The organism is Pseudomonas sp. E102 (assembly GCF_052660185.1).
Window position 1 is genome coordinate 517224 of the sequence record NZ_CP084025.1, and the last position, 13518, is coordinate 530741.

Here is a 13518-nt window from a genome sequence, read left to right on the forward strand (position 1 = left end):
TGCAGGTAGTCAGGCGGCGGGCGCCGAGCACTCGGCGGCCAAACCGCTGAGCATGCTGGTCGCGGCGGTCGGGGTGGTTTATGGCGACATTGGCACGAGCCCGCTGTACACCCTTAAAGAAGTGTTTTCCGGTGGTTATGGCGTGCCCGTCAACCATGACGGGGTGCTGGGGATCCTGTCGCTGATTTTCTGGTCGCTGATCTGGGTCGTGTCCATCAAGTACATGATGTTCGTCCTTCGCGCGGACAACCAGGGCGAAGGCGGAATCATGGCCTTGACTGCCCTGGCGCGGCGCGCGGCGGCCGGCAGGGCGCGGCTGCGTACGTTGTTGGTGATCTGCGGTTTGATCGGTGCGGCGCTGTTCTATGGCGACAGCATGATCACCCCGGCGATCTCGGTATTGTCGGCGGTCGAAGGCCTGGGCCTCGCATTCGAAGGCATCGATCACTGGGTGGTGCCGCTATCGGTGGTGGTGCTGGTGGCGTTGTTCCTGATCCAGCGCCACGGCACCGCGCGCATTGGCATCCTCTTTGGTCCGATCATGGTGACCTGGTTCCTCGTCCTCGGCGCCTTGGGCGTGTATGGCATCAGCCAGCACCCGGAAGTATTGAACGCAGTGAACCCGGCCTGGGCCGTGCGTTTCTTTGTCGTCCACCCGGGCATGGGCGTAGCGATCCTTGGCGCGGTGGTGCTGGCGCTGACCGGGGCCGAAGCGCTGTACGCCGACATGGGCCACTTCGGCCGTAAACCCATCGCCCGTGCCTGGTTCATCCTCGTGCTGCCGGGCCTGATGCTCAACTATTTCGGCCAGGGCGCCTTGCTGCTCGGTGATCCTGAAGCGGCGCGCAACCCGTTCTATCTGCTGGCGCCGAGCTGGGCATTGCTGCCCTTGGTGGGCCTGGCGACGCTGGCGACGGTGATTGCCTCGCAAGCGGTGATCTCCGGCGCGTTCTCCCTGACGCGCCAGGCAATCCAGCTCGGCTACATCCCGCGCATGTACATCCAGCACACCTCCAGCGCCGAACAGGGCCAGATCTACATCGGCGCGGTGAACTGGTCTTTGATGGTCGGCGTGGTCTTGCTGGTGCTGGGCTTCGAGTCGTCCGGAGCGCTGGCATCGGCCTACGGCGTGGCGGTGACCGGTACGATGTTGATGACCACGATCCTGGTCTCCGCCGTGATCCTGTTGCTATGGAAATGGCCGCCGCTGCTGGCGGTGCCGGTGCTGTTCGGTTTCTTGCTGGTAGATGGGCTGTACTTCGCCGCCAACGTGCCGAAAATCATCCAGGGCGGCGCATTCCCGGTCATAGCCGGCATCGCCTTGTTCGTATTGATGACCACCTGGAAACGCGGCAAGCAGCTGTTGGTGGAGCGGCTGGACGAAGGGGCGTTGCCGCTGCCGGTCTTCATCAGCAGCATCCGCGTGCAGCCGCCGCACCGGGTCCAGGGCACGGCGGTGTTCCTGACGGCGCGCTCGGATGCGGTGCCCCATGCGCTATTGCACAATCTGCTGCACAACCAGGTGCTGCATGAGCAGGTGGTGTTGCTGACAGTGGTCTACGAAGACATTCCCCGCGTGCCGCCACAACGGCGTTTCGAGGTCGATGCCTATGGCGAGGGCTTCTTCCGGGTGATCCTGCATTTCGGTTTTACCGACGAGCCGGACGTGCCCGAGGCGCTCAAGCTCTGTCATTTGGACGACCTGGATTTCAGTCCGATGCGCACCACCTACTTTCTCAGTCGCGAGACTGTTATCGCCTCCAAGCTGGAGGGCATGGCGCGTTGGCGTGAGTCGTTGTTTGCTTTCATGTTGAAAAATGCCAACGGCAACCTGCGCTTTTTCAATCTGCCGTTGAATCGGGTGATTGAATTGGGGACGCAGGTGGAGATGTAGCACCGGGAAACAAAAAGCCCCCATTGCCTTGCGGCGGTGGGGGCTTTTTTGTGGGAGCCTCTTGGGCATTTGGTCGGTTGGTCTTTCCTTACCTTGATTTGCGTCTAATATGACGTAATATTTTACAGTTAAAGATGCGTTTTAGAGTATGCGGAATCAGGTAGAAGGAGGTGGGGTATGGCAGCACTACTGGAGCGGGCGGATCAAGCGATATCCGTTACGGCAATGGTCAGGGGGTTCAGCGCGAAGCTCAAGGAAGTATCGAGTCGTGCAACCGAAAGGCTGGTGATCTTCAAGGACAATGAACCCGCAGCGGTGATCATCAACGTCGACGCTTATCAGGAAATGCTCGATGAGCTGCAAAATCTTCGCGTCGAGGCGACGGCTCGTGAACGCTTGATCAATTTCGATCGGGCCAAGGCCGTCAGTCATGAGGATATGCGGGCGCGGTATGCCAAAAACGACTGAAGGGGCGGTGAATGGCTTGGAACGTTGTTTACCATCCGGAGGTTCAAGACGATCTGGATCAGTTGGGTGTTGCGGCTGCGAACCGTATCCTTGATGTCATCGAAGAGCGGATCATCAATGGCGAGCCGGACAAGATCGGCAAGCCGCTCAGAGCCAGCCTGGCCGGGTGCCGAAGGATCCGAACGGGTGATACCCGCATTGTTTACAGGGTCGACGGAAAAGCGATTCAGGTGCTGATAGTCGCCGTTGGCGCGCGGCGAGATAAAGAAGTATACGACGCGGCAGAACGTCGCCGTTAACAAAAGCCCCCAAGTGCCTTGCGGCGGTGGGGGCTTTTGTCTGGCTTGCCCCCGCTTAGTGCACGGCAGGCTTGGTTTGGCGCTTGTCGATCTCGCCGATCAGGCGCTTGGCCAGGGCCGGGTAGTTTTCATCGAAGTGGTGGCCGCCCGGCAACTTGATGACTTCGCCCACGGCAGTCTTGTCGGTGCAGCCGCTTTCGTTGGCCTCTTCGGCGCCGTAGATGCACACCACTTTTTCGGCGGGCAGCTTGGCCATCTCCGGGCCGGTGGCGGCTTCGGTGCCGGCGTTGCCGAGCCAGCCCTCGACTTCGATTTCGAAGCTGCCGGTGCGAGCGAAGGCGAGCAGGATGATTGCATCGACCCGCTGTTGCTCTGTCGCCGGTAGACGGTTGTAGATCGCCGGCAGCACATCGGCGCCGAAGGAGTAGCCGGTCAGGATGAAGCGCTTGGTGCCCCAGATCTGGCGGTAGTGCTGCATCAGCTCGGTCAGGTCGGCGGCGCTCTGTTCGGGGCTCTTGTGCTGCCAGTAGTAACGCAGGGTGTCGATGCCGACGACCGGGTAGCCGACCTTGGCCATTTCATCGGCCACGTCGCGGTCCAGGTCACGCCAGCCACCGTCGCCAGAGAGAAACAGCGTCACGGTATCCCGGGCCTGGCTGCCGGGCACCTCCACCACCGGGATGCTCAGGCCGCCCTTGCCCTTTTCGGCACCTACCAGGATCTTGCGCAGTTCATTGTTCAGCACTTGCGGCAGGTTGATGTCGTAGTCGCTGATGCTGGTTTCGGCATTGTGTTGATCACGAACGAACCCGGCGCTGGTGTCGTCGGGGTTATCGTTCCAGGCGACCAGCCAGTGACCGTGTGCGGCGCTCTTGGGCAGCAGGTGCGTGCAGCCAGGTTTTTCCAGGGCCAGGTCCACCGAGACGGCCCGGGCATTGTCTTCCTTCTGCTCGGCCAACCAGCGCCAGGCCAGCACGGCGCCGGGGCCGATGCCGCTGACCAGCGTGGCCGGGCCGTGGAGTTGTCTCAGGCCGGCCTGTAGAGCACGGCCTTGCAACATGCAGTCCTTGGGCAGGATCACTTGGACGATCTGTGCCGAGCCGCTGCGGCTGAGGGTCGTCAACTGGGTGTCGCTGAGCTTTTGGTCCTCATTCACGGCCACCAGCACCTGGGCGCGGGGCTTGGTGCCGGGGATGACGCGCGTCATTGGCACGCCGTCGGCGGGTTCCAGTTGTTCCAGGGTCGGTTGCGGGGCAGGGCGGTTCCAATACCAGTAGCCGCCACCGAGAATCACAGCCAGCACCAGCAGGGCGGCCACTACGTATCGCCACGAGCGTTGCATCATCAGCGTTTCACCAATCCAGTCAGGCCGCCTGCAATCAGGGCGGCGGTATCAGCCAGCGCAACCAGCGGATCGAGTCCGGCGGGCACGGCCATGTAACGAGGTTCCCAGTCAGGCTGGAATTTGTCTTTGAAGCGGCGCAGCCCCTGGAAATTGTAAAGCTGCTCGCCACGGCGAAACACCATCGAGCCCAGGCGCTGGGTCAGCGGTGCGCCGCGACGCGGCTGCAAGCCCGACAAAGGGACCATGCCGAGACTGAAGCGAGCGTAGCCATGGTTTTTGTAATGCTGAATCAGGCCGACCATCATGAATTCCATGGTCAGCTTCGGCGCCTCGGGGTGGGCGCGCATCAGGTCGAGGCTGGCCAATTCGTGGTTGTGGGTTTCCAGCAGGTTGGCGAATGCCACCGGCCGGCCTTCGAAACGAATCACCGCGATGCGGAAATGCTTGAGGTAGTCATCGCTGAATCGTCCGAGGGAGAAGCCTTTTTCCCGGACGTTCTTGCCGGTCAGCCAGGCGTCGGAGATGACTTTCAGTTCCTCCATGGGCGCCTGGCCCGGCTCGTGGATTTCCAGCGACAGGCCATCGCGGGTGCCGCGATTCCAGGTGTAGCGCAGGTCCTTCATCTCTTTGCCCTTGGCTTCGAGATCGAAACGTTTGAGGTCGACTCGCGCCTCTTCGCCCAGCTTGATCGCGGTCAGGCCGATGTCCATGTAGTAAGGCAGGTTCTCGGCGCGTACCTGGTAGAACACTGGCCGGGCGTGATAGATGTCGCACAGGTCACGGAACTGCCAGATCATTTCCGCCCGTTGCTGGGTCGGCCCGATCGGGTCGTACAGCGCGACAAGGCTGCGGCCGCGACGGGCGTACATCAAAAATGCCTCGTCGTTGGGGTGAAACAGCAGCGCCTTGTCGCCGGTCAGGGCCAAGCCGCCGTCGGGTTGAGACGATGCCATGAGAATGGTCTTGGCGCGTTCCAGCTCTTGTGCCGTAGGCAAGTGAATCACCGGCCGCGCGGTGCGCAGCAACCAGGTCAGCGACACCACCACCAGCAGCACCGCGGCACCGAGCAATGAGCGCAGGCCGCGGGGAGCGTCGGCATCCAGGGTGAATTGCCACCACAGTTGATGGCTGTAGGGCACGTCCTGATAGGCGAACAGCAACAGCCAGATCGACGCCCCCAGGACGCACAGGCTAGCGATCAAGAACAACGGCGAAAACGGCAACTCGGTCAGGCGACTCGGCCTGTAGAACGAACGCCGGAAGATCGACAGCAGGGCAGCAGTCAAGGTCAGCAGCGTGGCTTCTTCCCAATCAAAGCCCTTGAGCAGCGAGAGCAGGGCACCCACCAGCAATAACACGGTGGTGAGCATCCAGGCGGCGGACAGGCGACGGCGCAAGCCTTGGGCCAGCAACAGGCACAGCACGCCAATCAGGCTGGCGCCAAAGTGCGAGGCATCCACCAGTCGGTGAGGAATCAGAAACCCGATGTGCTCCAGGCGGGTGTCGATTTCGGGTGTCACCCCGGAAAACAGCAGCACCACGCCCGACAAAAACACCAGCACGGCCAGGATCGGTGCCGCGAAACCTGACGCCGCCCGCAAGGACTGGCGTGTCTGGAAGAGTCGTTGCGCCTCATTGATCAACAGCAGCACGCACGCTACCAGCATCGGCAGCAGCACGTAGATCAAGCGATACAGCAGCAAGGCGGCGGCCAGCGGCGCCGCACCCAGCTTGTCGGCAAACGCGGCCAGCAGGATCGCCTCGAACACCCCGACCCCGCCCGGCACGTGGCTGAGTACACCGGCGGCCAGCGCGAGCAAGTACACCAGCAGGAACGGACCGAACGGGGGCGCTTCGGGCAGCAACAGATAGAGCACCGTCGCGGCAGCAGCGACGTCCAGCGCGGTAATCACCAATTGCAGGAGCGTCAGGCGTCGGCCGGGCAGCCGCAAGGTCCGGCGACCGGCCCTGACCAGCAGGCTGTCGCGGTAGGGTTGGTCCGGCAGGCGACGGCGATAGATACCCACCGCCAGCACGCTAGTCAGCAGCAGCACCGCGACGGCGATCGATCCCAGCAACGTGGCTGGAAGATGCAAGGCGGCGGATGCCGCAGGCAGATTGCTCAGTGTCGCCAGGGCGGCCAAGGGCGGCAGGGCGCAGCCCAGCGACAGGCTGGCGAACAACGTCATATGGGCGACATCCGTCGCCCCCAGGCCATGGCGAGCATACAGGCGATAACGAACCGAGCCGCCCGACAGCAGCGACAGGCCGATGGCGTTGCCAATGGCGAAAGCGCTGAAGCCCCCTAGCACCAGGGTTTGCGGCGGCAGCTTCACCCCCGCGTAGCGGGTGGCGGACCACTCATAGCCCAGCAGAATGACAAAACCGGCCACGGTCGCGGCGATCGCGCCGAGCAGGGCCGGCCTCGGCACCTCGAGGATCGAGTCGTGAAGGGCGTAAAGGTCGAGCTCGCTCAACAGATGGCGGCAGGCGATCAAGGCAATTGCAAACAGGAGCAGCGTGACAGCGAGGCCGATCGGTTGCCGGTACTGGCTGATCCGCTCCATCCAGCGCAATCGCTCGGCCTTGATCGGTTGTGTCGCAGAAACAGTGTCTTGTGGGTCAGACGAGTGGGCGCGCATCAATCACCTCTTGAGCTATGCGCGACAGGATGGGGGTATCCAGCCAAGTTACCAATCCCTGCGGTGGAAAATATTACAAAATATTTGTCATGGAGTTTTTTCGACACGCACAAAAAAGGCCACTCTTTCGAGTAGCCTTTCTTGGTGTTTGGTTGCGGGAGCCGGATTTGAACCGACGACCTTCGGGTTATGAGCCCGACGAGCTACCAGACTGCTCCATCCCGCGTCTGTGTGGCGGCATTCTACAGGCGAACGCCAGAGTGTCAACCGTTAATAAGGGGCTGGGTGAAATAAACGACGAGTTCACCTAAATACACGAAAACAAAAGAAAATTGTCCTACAACCATCAGCAAGGGCTTAGGTTGATAGAAGCGCCATGGGGCGCAGGCGCATAAATCAGGCGCGCACAAAAAAGGCCACTCTTTCGAGTAGCCTTTCTTGATGTTTGGTTGCGGGAGCCGGATTTGAACCGACGACCTTCGGGTTATGAGCCCGACGAGCTACCAGGCTGCTCCATCCCGCGTCTGTGAGGCGGCATTCTACAGAAGATCGACGGGCTGTCAACCCTTGCTTAGGAAAAACATGTTCCGCTTCAAGCGGTTAGCCCAGGGGCAGGGCCAGGTTTCGCGCTGTGACGCAAGCCGGGCAAGGGCTGGCGCCCTATTGGCGGGCTCTGGGTGATTGAGGAAATACATCCATGTAGGAATTTTCAAGGTTCAACGAAGGATCTTTCAAAGCACTGGTGCTATATACAGGTTCGAATGAGATACTGGCGCCCCGAATCAATCCGTGTGCCGCTTCTCTCATGACGCAACGCAAAATCATCCACGTCGACTGCGACTGCTTCTATGCCGCTATCGAGATGCGTGATGATCCGCAGCTGGCCGGCAAGCCATTGGCGGTCGGCGGCTCGGCGGACCGGCGCGGCGTAATCGCGACCTGCAACTATGAGGCCCGGGCCTATGGCGTGCGCTCTGCCATGTCTTCTGGCCATGCGCTGAAGCTCTGCCCTGACCTGACCATCGTCAAGCCGAGGATGGACGCCTACCGAGAGGCGTCGAAGGAAATCCACACGATCTTCAGCGATTACACCGATCTGATCGAGCCGCTGTCCCTCGACGAGGCTTACCTGGATGTTTCCGCCAGCGCGCATTTTGGCGGCAGCGCCACGCGTATTGCCCAAGACATTCGCCGGCGTGTCTCCAATCAGCTGCACATCACCGTGTCCGCTGGCGTTGCGCCGAACAAGTTTCTCGCCAAGATCGCCAGTGATTGGAAGAAGCCCAATGGCTTGTTTGTCATCACCCCCGACCAAGTGGAAGATTTCGTCTCGGCATTACCGGTGAATAAACTCCACGGTGTTGGCAAGGTCACCGCCGACAAGTTGAACAGGCTCGGGATCACCGATTGTTCACAGTTGCGTCAGTGGGACAAGCTCGCCCTGGTGCGTGAATTCGGCAGTTTTGGCGAGCGCCTCTGGAGCCTTGCCCGTGGGATCGATGAGCGTCTGGTGCACAACGACAGCCGTCGTCAGTCCATCAGCGTGGAAAACACCTACGACGTTGATCTGCCCGATCTGAAAAGCTGCCTGGACAAGTTGCCGGAGCTGATGGAAACCCTCAGCGGGCGCATGGCGCGGATCGACAGCAGTTACCGCCCGGGCAAGCCATTCGTCAAAGTCAAATTCCATGATTTCACCCAGACCACCCTGGAGCAGTCCGGGGCCGGGCGGGATCTGGGCAGTTACCAGCTTTTGTTGACCCAGGCCTTCAACCGTGGCGGCAAGCCGGTGCGGTTGTTGGGGATCGGGGTACGGTTGGAGGATTTGCGGGGAGGGTATGAACAGTTGGAGCTGTTTGATCGGTAAGCGCTCGTTGTAGTGAGGGATAATCCCCTCACCACAGGGGAAGCATCCCTCGTTCAGCCAGGTTCAACTCGCCCCTGGGTCCGCCACCAACCGTCCGCCATCCTTGGTCAACGCCTTCAGGAACTCGGTCTGCAGTTCCGGATCGTTGCGGGTCAGTTCGATCAGGCTTTGCTCCAGCTCACTGGCTTCTTCTTCAAGGCCCAGTTCCGAGAGGCGTTTGACCCGGTGAACCCACTGGCTCACTTCGTCATCTTCCAGGTCGTCGTAGATCAATGCGTGGGCTTCGACCAATTTGCTGCGCAGGGTGCTGCTGATGCTCAGCGACGAGTCGGTATGCACCTCGTCCTGGGCATCCGTCACGCTGATCTGCAATTTGCCGAACTGGCTCAGGTCATGTTCGGCGAACGGGCTTTCCAGCAGGTTCAAGCGCAGCACCCCGTTGCGGTCGGTGCTCATCTCGAATGTCTGGCGGGCGGCCTTCACCTGTACCGGGCGTTCGCTCCAGGGCAGGCTCGAGTGCTCGGTGCGCTTGTCGCGCTGGATTTCGTCGATACCGGCCAGGTTTTGTTGCGCTCGACCGTTGGACGGGACGTTCATGAATGGGTTCAGGCCGGCGAAACCGTAGCTGATCCAGTCACGGGTCGCGGTGTCAGGCAAGGTGCCCAGGGCGAACACATTGACCACGTTCGCGCCGACACCGGCCACCACCGCCACCGCGCCCAGCGGGATCTCATAGACCTCGCGCCATGGCTGGTAGGGCGTGTAGCGATCGTAGTGCCGGGTGACTTCGAATTCAGTGACCTCGAAAGTCTTTTGCTCGTTGATCCGAACCCGACGCTGCGGCAAGTCGAGCACCTTGGGCTCGCCCACATCGATTTGCAGACTATGGTCGAGCAGCTTGCGCTCGATCCGTTCTTCGTGCTCGTTGCGTTGCGACATCTGGTTGGCGCAGCCGCTGACCAACAGGGCGCCGCACAGTGCGGCGCCCCCGAGGCCTAAGGTGTTTCGCTTGAACATGACGTCTCTATCTGGTCTCAGCGGCGGATACGAGCCTGGAGGAAGGACAGCACTTCGGCGACCGGTAGCGCTTGCGGCTCGGCCTCGGTGCGGCTCTTGTATTCCAGGTTGCCTTCGGCCAGGCCGCGATCACTGACTACGATCCGGTGCGGGATACCGATCAGTTCCATGTCGGCGAACTTGATACCGGGGCTGGTTTTCTTGTCGCGGTCGTCCAGCAGCACCTCGAAGCCAGCGGCCGTCAATTCGGCGTAGAGCTTGTCGGTCGCTTCGCGAACCTGTTCGGTTTCATAGCGCAGCGGCACCAGCGCGACCTGGAAGGGCGCCAGTGTGTCGCTCCAGATGATCCCGTTCTCGTCGTTGTTCTGCTCGATGGCAGCGGCCACCACGCGGGATACACCGATGCCGTAGCAGCCCATCTGCAGGGTGACCGGCTTGCCGTTGTCGCCCAGCACCTCGCATTTCATCGCCTTGCTGTACTTGTCGCCCAGCTGGAAGATGTGTCCGACTTCGATACCGCGCTTGATTTCCAGAGTGCCCTTGCCGTCCGGGCTTGGATCGCCGGCCACCACGTTGCGCAGGTCCGCGACGGCTGGAACCGGCAGATCGCGCTCCCAGTTCACGCCGAAATAATGCTTGTCGTCGATGTTGGCGCCGATGGCGAAATCGCTCATCAGCTCCACCGAGCGATCAATGATGATCGGCAGCGGCAGGTTCAGCGGGCCGAGGGAGCCGGCGCCGGCGCCGATGGCGTCGCGCAGCTCGGCGTCGGTGGCCATGACCAATGGGCTTGCGACGCCAGGCTGGTTGGCCGCCTTGATTTCATTGAGCTCGTGATCGCCGCGGACGATCAGGGCGATCAGCTTGCCTTCTTCTTCCGCGCGCACGATCAGGGTCTTGATGGTGCGTTCGATCGGCAGGTTGTAGCCTTCCACCAACTGGGCGATGGTCTTGGTGTTGGGTGTATCCACCAGGCGCAATTCTTCGGTCGGCGCGGCGCGGGACGTTTCCCGTGGCACGGCTTCGGCTTTCTCGATGTTCGCGGCGTAGTCGGAGCCGTTGCTGAAGACGATGTCGTCTTCGCCGGACTCGGCCAGTACGTGGAATTCGTGGGAGCCGGCACCGCCAATGGAGCCGTTGTCGGCTTCAACCGGGCGGTATTTCAGGCCCAGGCGGGTGAACACGTTGCAGTACGCCTGGTGCATGCGGTCGTAAGTAACCTGCAGCGACGCCAGGTCGGCGTGGAACGAGTAGGCGTCCTTCATGATGAACTCGCGACCGCGCATCAGGCCGAAGCGCGGACGGATCTCGTCACGGAACTTGGTCTGGATCTGATACAGGTTGATGGGCAGCTGCTTGTAGCTGCTCAACTCGTTGCGCATCAGGTCGGTGATCACTTCTTCGTGGGTCGGGCCTGCGCAGAAGTCGCGACCGTGACGGTCCTTGATGCGCAGCAGCTCGGGGCCGTACTCCTCCCAGCGTCCCGACTCCTGCCACAGCTCGGCCGGTTGGGTGCTCGGCATCAACACTTCCAGAGAGCCGGCGGCGTCCATTTCTTCACGGACGATGGCTTCGACCTTGCGCATGACCCGCAGGCCCATCGGCAGCCAGGTGTACAGGCCGGAGGCGAGTTTGCGGATCATGCCGGCACGCAGCATCAGCTGGTGGCTGATCACGACGGCGTCGGAAGGCGTTTCTTTCTGTGTGGCGAGCAAAAATTGACTGGTGCGCATGGTTGGCCGTTGTCGGTTGCTGATGACGAGAAGTGACGCAGCATTGTACGGGCGAGATGCCCTGGCGTACAGGCGCGTGGCCTGTTGCCGGATCCAGGCGCCGCTTTCTTCGGCGCCTGCTGAGCTTTCCTACGATTCTTGGGCCTACGACTCTTGGGCGGGCCGGGTCGGCGTCGATTTCGACTCCGGCTCTGACTCCGTTCCGTGCGTCGAGTCCTGGCGGCGATTTTCCTGGTACCAGTGGAGCGCGATCAGCAGCAAGGTTGGAACGCCGAGCAGGGCGGTGATCAGGAAGAAATCGTGATAGCCGAACTTTTCCACCATGACCCCGGAATACCCACCGATCAGGCGCGGCAGCAAGAGCATGATCGAGCTGAGCAGGGCGTACTGGGTTGCGGAGAATTTCAGGTTGGTCAGGCTGGACAGGTACGCGACAAATGCCGAGGTCGCCAGGCCGGAGCTGAAATTGTCCAGGGAGATAGTGACAATCAGCATCTCCAGGTCGGCGCCCATCCCCGTGAGCATCAAGAACAGGATATTGGTGGCCGCCGAGGACACGCCGCCAATGAACAGGATCGGCAAGATGCCGAATCGCACGATGAGCAGGCCGCCCATGCCGGCGCCCACCAGCGTCATGATCAGCCCGAATATCTTGCTGACGCTGGCGATCTGGTCCTTGGTAAATCCTTGGTCGATGTAGAACACGTTGGCCATGACGCCCATGACCGTGTCGGACATCCGGTAGGTGGCGATCAGGCCGAGCAGCAGCAGCGCCTGCCAGCGGTAGCGCAGGATGAAGTCGTTGACGGGGGTGAGCACCGGCGCCAGGCCGCGACGGCCCATCGACGACAGGCACATGACAGTCAGGAGGATATAGAGGATGGCGCGCAGGAACGCCCGGTCCTCGAGCAGCAGGTCGAGCAGGCTGACGCCCTCGAACAGCACGCTGGCGAAGTCGGTGTTATAGAGTTGGGTGAACATGGCCGGGACCGACACCAGGAGCACGATCAGGACGAACACCGATGCGAGCTGATGGACGAAGGTATAGCGCCCGGCCTGCAACTGTGTGCGCAGTGGCACCGGAGGCTCGCGCATGAACAGTGAGGTCAGCAAGGCGGGCACCATCAGCACGCCGAACAACAGGTACGTGCCCGCCCAGGCCGAATGTTTGTAGCTGAACCCGGTGGAGCCGAAGCCCTCGGCGAAAAACAGCGCGCCGGCCGTGGCCAGCAGGGCGGCGACCCGGTAGCCGGACATGTAGCTGGCGGCCAATGCGGCCTGGCGGGTGTCGTCCACGATTTCCAGCCGATAGGCATCGACGGCGATGTCCTGGGTCGCGGAGGCGAAGGCCACTATCACCGCGATTGCGATCAGCCAGGACAGGTGCTTTTGCGGATCGCAGAAACCCATGCCCACCAGGCCCAGGATGACCAGCCCTTGGGACAGCACCAGCCAGGATCGGCGGCGTCCCAGCTTGCCCAGCAGTGGCAGGCGCCATTGGTCCAGCAATGGTGACCAGACCCATTTGAAGGCGTAGGCGAGGCCGATCAGGCTGGCGTAACCAATGGTCTCGCGAGCCACGCCGGCTTCGCGCAACCAGACCGAGAGCGTGGAAAACACCAGCATGTACGGCAAGCCGGCGGCGAAGCCAAGCAGCAACAGCACGAGCGTCGAAGGACTGGCATAGGCGGCGAGGGCGGCGCGCCAGGTTTTACGGGGCATGGGCTGGAGTCTGCCTCAAAAATTGCGAAAACAAAGCGCGCACTCTAACCGCTGTGCTCTACCGGGCGCCAGCCATGGCGCTGAATATCAACACGATTATTCAGGACACTGATCCCCTCCGTGCGCAAGCGCGCGCGTTGTTCGTCCCCTGAGGGGCTTCCCACCGGCAGGCTGATCCGACCGCCGGCACCGAGCACGCGATGCCACGGCAGCTTCGTGTCGCCGGGCAATTGGCTGAGGGTTCGTCCGACCCAGCGCGCGGCGCGGCCCAGCCCGGCCATTTCGGCGAGTTGGCCGTAGGTTACGACTTTGCCGGCAGGCACCTGTGCCAGGGTGAGGTAAAGCGTGGTGCGGCGGATCTGGGCGGCGTTCTCGGTGGCCGAAGTGGCGTCAGTCACAAGCGCGGTTCCTGAAAGTGTCCGTCTGTAGATTAATTCCTACAGGGCGGGTTGATAAATGAACTCATCTTCCATACGTGGGTCAGTCGTTGCTGAGGTGTCATCCTGGGGGATAATGCCGCCTTTTCATCGC

Annotated in this window: 10 protein-coding genes and 2 tRNA genes; 4 read left to right on the forward strand and 8 right to left on the reverse strand. The window is 61.6% G+C overall.

Annotation, left to right across the window (positions count from 1 at the left end; genetic code table 11):
• The first annotated feature begins 52 nt into the window (after positions 1 to 52).
• From DOCECA_RS02510 to DOCECA_RS02520, 3 genes are all read left to right on the forward strand, one after another.
• Positions 53 to 1894: a potassium transporter Kup gene (locus DOCECA_RS02510; protein ID WP_420764452.1), complete on the forward strand. Its 1842-nt coding sequence runs from the start codon at positions 53 to 55 to the stop codon at positions 1892 to 1894.
• Between the two features lie 177 nt (positions 1895 to 2071).
• Positions 2072 to 2362, forward strand: coding sequence for a type II toxin-antitoxin system Phd/YefM family antitoxin (locus DOCECA_RS02515; protein ID WP_445571412.1), 291 nt, complete (start codon positions 2072 to 2074; stop codon positions 2360 to 2362).
• Between the two features lie 11 nt (positions 2363 to 2373).
• Positions 2374 to 2661: a type II toxin-antitoxin system RelE family toxin gene (locus tag DOCECA_RS02520; protein ID WP_434609895.1), complete on the forward strand. Its 288-nt coding sequence runs from the start codon at positions 2374 to 2376 to the stop codon at positions 2659 to 2661.
• A 55-nt stretch (positions 2662 to 2716) separates the two neighbouring features.
• Here the strand turns inward: DOCECA_RS02520 and DOCECA_RS02525 are convergent, their stop codons facing one another.
• The 4 genes from DOCECA_RS02525 to DOCECA_RS02540 all read right to left on the reverse strand — a co-directional run bounded on the left by DOCECA_RS02525 (position 2717) and on the right by DOCECA_RS02540 (position 7171).
• Positions 2717 to 4006 carry a virulence factor family protein gene (locus tag DOCECA_RS02525; RefSeq protein WP_445571413.1) on the reverse strand — a complete coding sequence of 430 codons (1290 nt, stop codon included), beginning with the start codon at positions 4004 to 4006 and terminating at the stop codon, positions 2717 to 2719.
• Positions 4006 to 6573 carry a bifunctional lysylphosphatidylglycerol flippase/synthetase MprF gene (gene mprF / locus DOCECA_RS02530; RefSeq protein WP_445572143.1) on the reverse strand — a complete coding sequence of 856 codons (2568 nt, stop codon included), beginning with the start codon at positions 6571 to 6573 and terminating at the stop codon, positions 4006 to 4008. The genes DOCECA_RS02525 and mprF overlap by 1 nt, the downstream gene beginning before the upstream one ends.
• Before the next feature lie 224 nt (positions 6574 to 6797).
• Positions 6798 to 6874 (reverse strand) — tRNA-Met (locus DOCECA_RS02535).
• A gap of 220 nt (positions 6875 to 7094) precedes the next feature.
• A tRNA-Met gene (locus DOCECA_RS02540) sits at positions 7095 to 7171 on the reverse strand.
• Between the two features lie 282 nt (positions 7172 to 7453).
• Between DOCECA_RS02540 and dinB the strand changes: the two genes are divergently transcribed.
• The gene (gene dinB, locus DOCECA_RS02545) at positions 7454 to 8515 is read left to right on the forward strand and encodes a DNA polymerase IV (RefSeq protein ID WP_420764295.1); all 1062 of its coding nucleotides are present in this window, start codon (positions 7454 to 7456) and stop codon (positions 8513 to 8515) included.
• Positions 8516 to 8578: 63 nt separating this feature from the next.
• Here the strand turns inward: dinB and DOCECA_RS02550 are convergent, their stop codons facing one another.
• The 4 genes from DOCECA_RS02550 to DOCECA_RS02565 all read right to left on the reverse strand — a co-directional run bounded on the left by DOCECA_RS02550 (position 8579) and on the right by DOCECA_RS02565 (position 13385).
• Positions 8579 to 9532 (reverse strand): hypothetical protein, encoded by a 954-nt coding sequence (locus DOCECA_RS02550; protein ID WP_434562606.1) that lies wholly within the window; start codon positions 9530 to 9532, stop codon positions 8579 to 8581.
• 17 nt (positions 9533 to 9549) lie between these two features.
• On the reverse strand, positions 9550 to 11265 hold the full coding sequence (locus DOCECA_RS02555) for a proline--tRNA ligase (RefSeq protein ID WP_420764297.1): 1716 nt from the start codon (positions 11263 to 11265) through the stop codon (positions 9550 to 9552).
• Between the two features lie 144 nt (positions 11266 to 11409).
• Positions 11410 to 12987 carry an AmpG family muropeptide MFS transporter gene (locus tag DOCECA_RS02560; protein ID WP_420764298.1) on the reverse strand — a complete coding sequence of 526 codons (1578 nt, stop codon included), beginning with the start codon at positions 12985 to 12987 and terminating at the stop codon, positions 11410 to 11412.
• Positions 12988 to 13031: 44 nt separating this feature from the next.
• Positions 13032 to 13385: an MGMT family protein gene (locus tag DOCECA_RS02565; RefSeq protein WP_434562610.1), complete on the reverse strand. Its 354-nt coding sequence runs from the start codon at positions 13383 to 13385 to the stop codon at positions 13032 to 13034.
• Positions 13386 to 13518: the final 133 nt, after the last annotated feature.

Bases quoted from the DNA above. Each gene is read 5' to 3' on its own strand.
- DOCECA_RS02525 (WP_445571413.1), bottom strand. From the start codon at position 4,006: ATGATGCAACGCTCGTGGCGATACGTAGTGGCCGCCCTGCTGGTGCTG.
- dinB (WP_420764295.1), top strand. From the start codon at position 7,454: ATGACGCAACGCAAAATCATCCACGTCGACTGCGACTGCTTCTATGCC.
- DOCECA_RS02515 (WP_445571412.1), top strand. From the start codon at position 2,072: ATGGCAGCACTACTGGAGCGGGCGGATCAAGCGATATCCGTTACGGCA.
- DOCECA_RS02510 (WP_420764452.1), top strand. From the start codon at position 53: ATGCTGGTCGCGGCGGTCGGGGTGGTTTATGGCGACATTGGCACGAGC.
- mprF (WP_445572143.1), bottom strand. From the start codon at position 6,573: ATGGAGCGGATCAGCCAGTACCGGCAACCGATCGGCCTCGCTGTCACG.
- DOCECA_RS02555 (WP_420764297.1), bottom strand. From the start codon at position 11,265: ATGCGCACCAGTCAATTTTTGCTCGCCACACAGAAAGAAACGCCTTCC.
- DOCECA_RS02560 (WP_420764298.1), bottom strand. From the start codon at position 12,987: ATGCCCCGTAAAACCTGGCGCGCCGCCCTCGCCGCCTATGCCAGTCCT.
- DOCECA_RS02550 (WP_434562606.1), bottom strand. From the start codon at position 9,532: ATGTTCAAGCGAAACACCTTAGGCCTCGGGGGCGCCGCACTGTGCGGC.
- DOCECA_RS02520 (WP_434609895.1), top strand. From the start codon at position 2,374: ATGGCTTGGAACGTTGTTTACCATCCGGAGGTTCAAGACGATCTGGAT.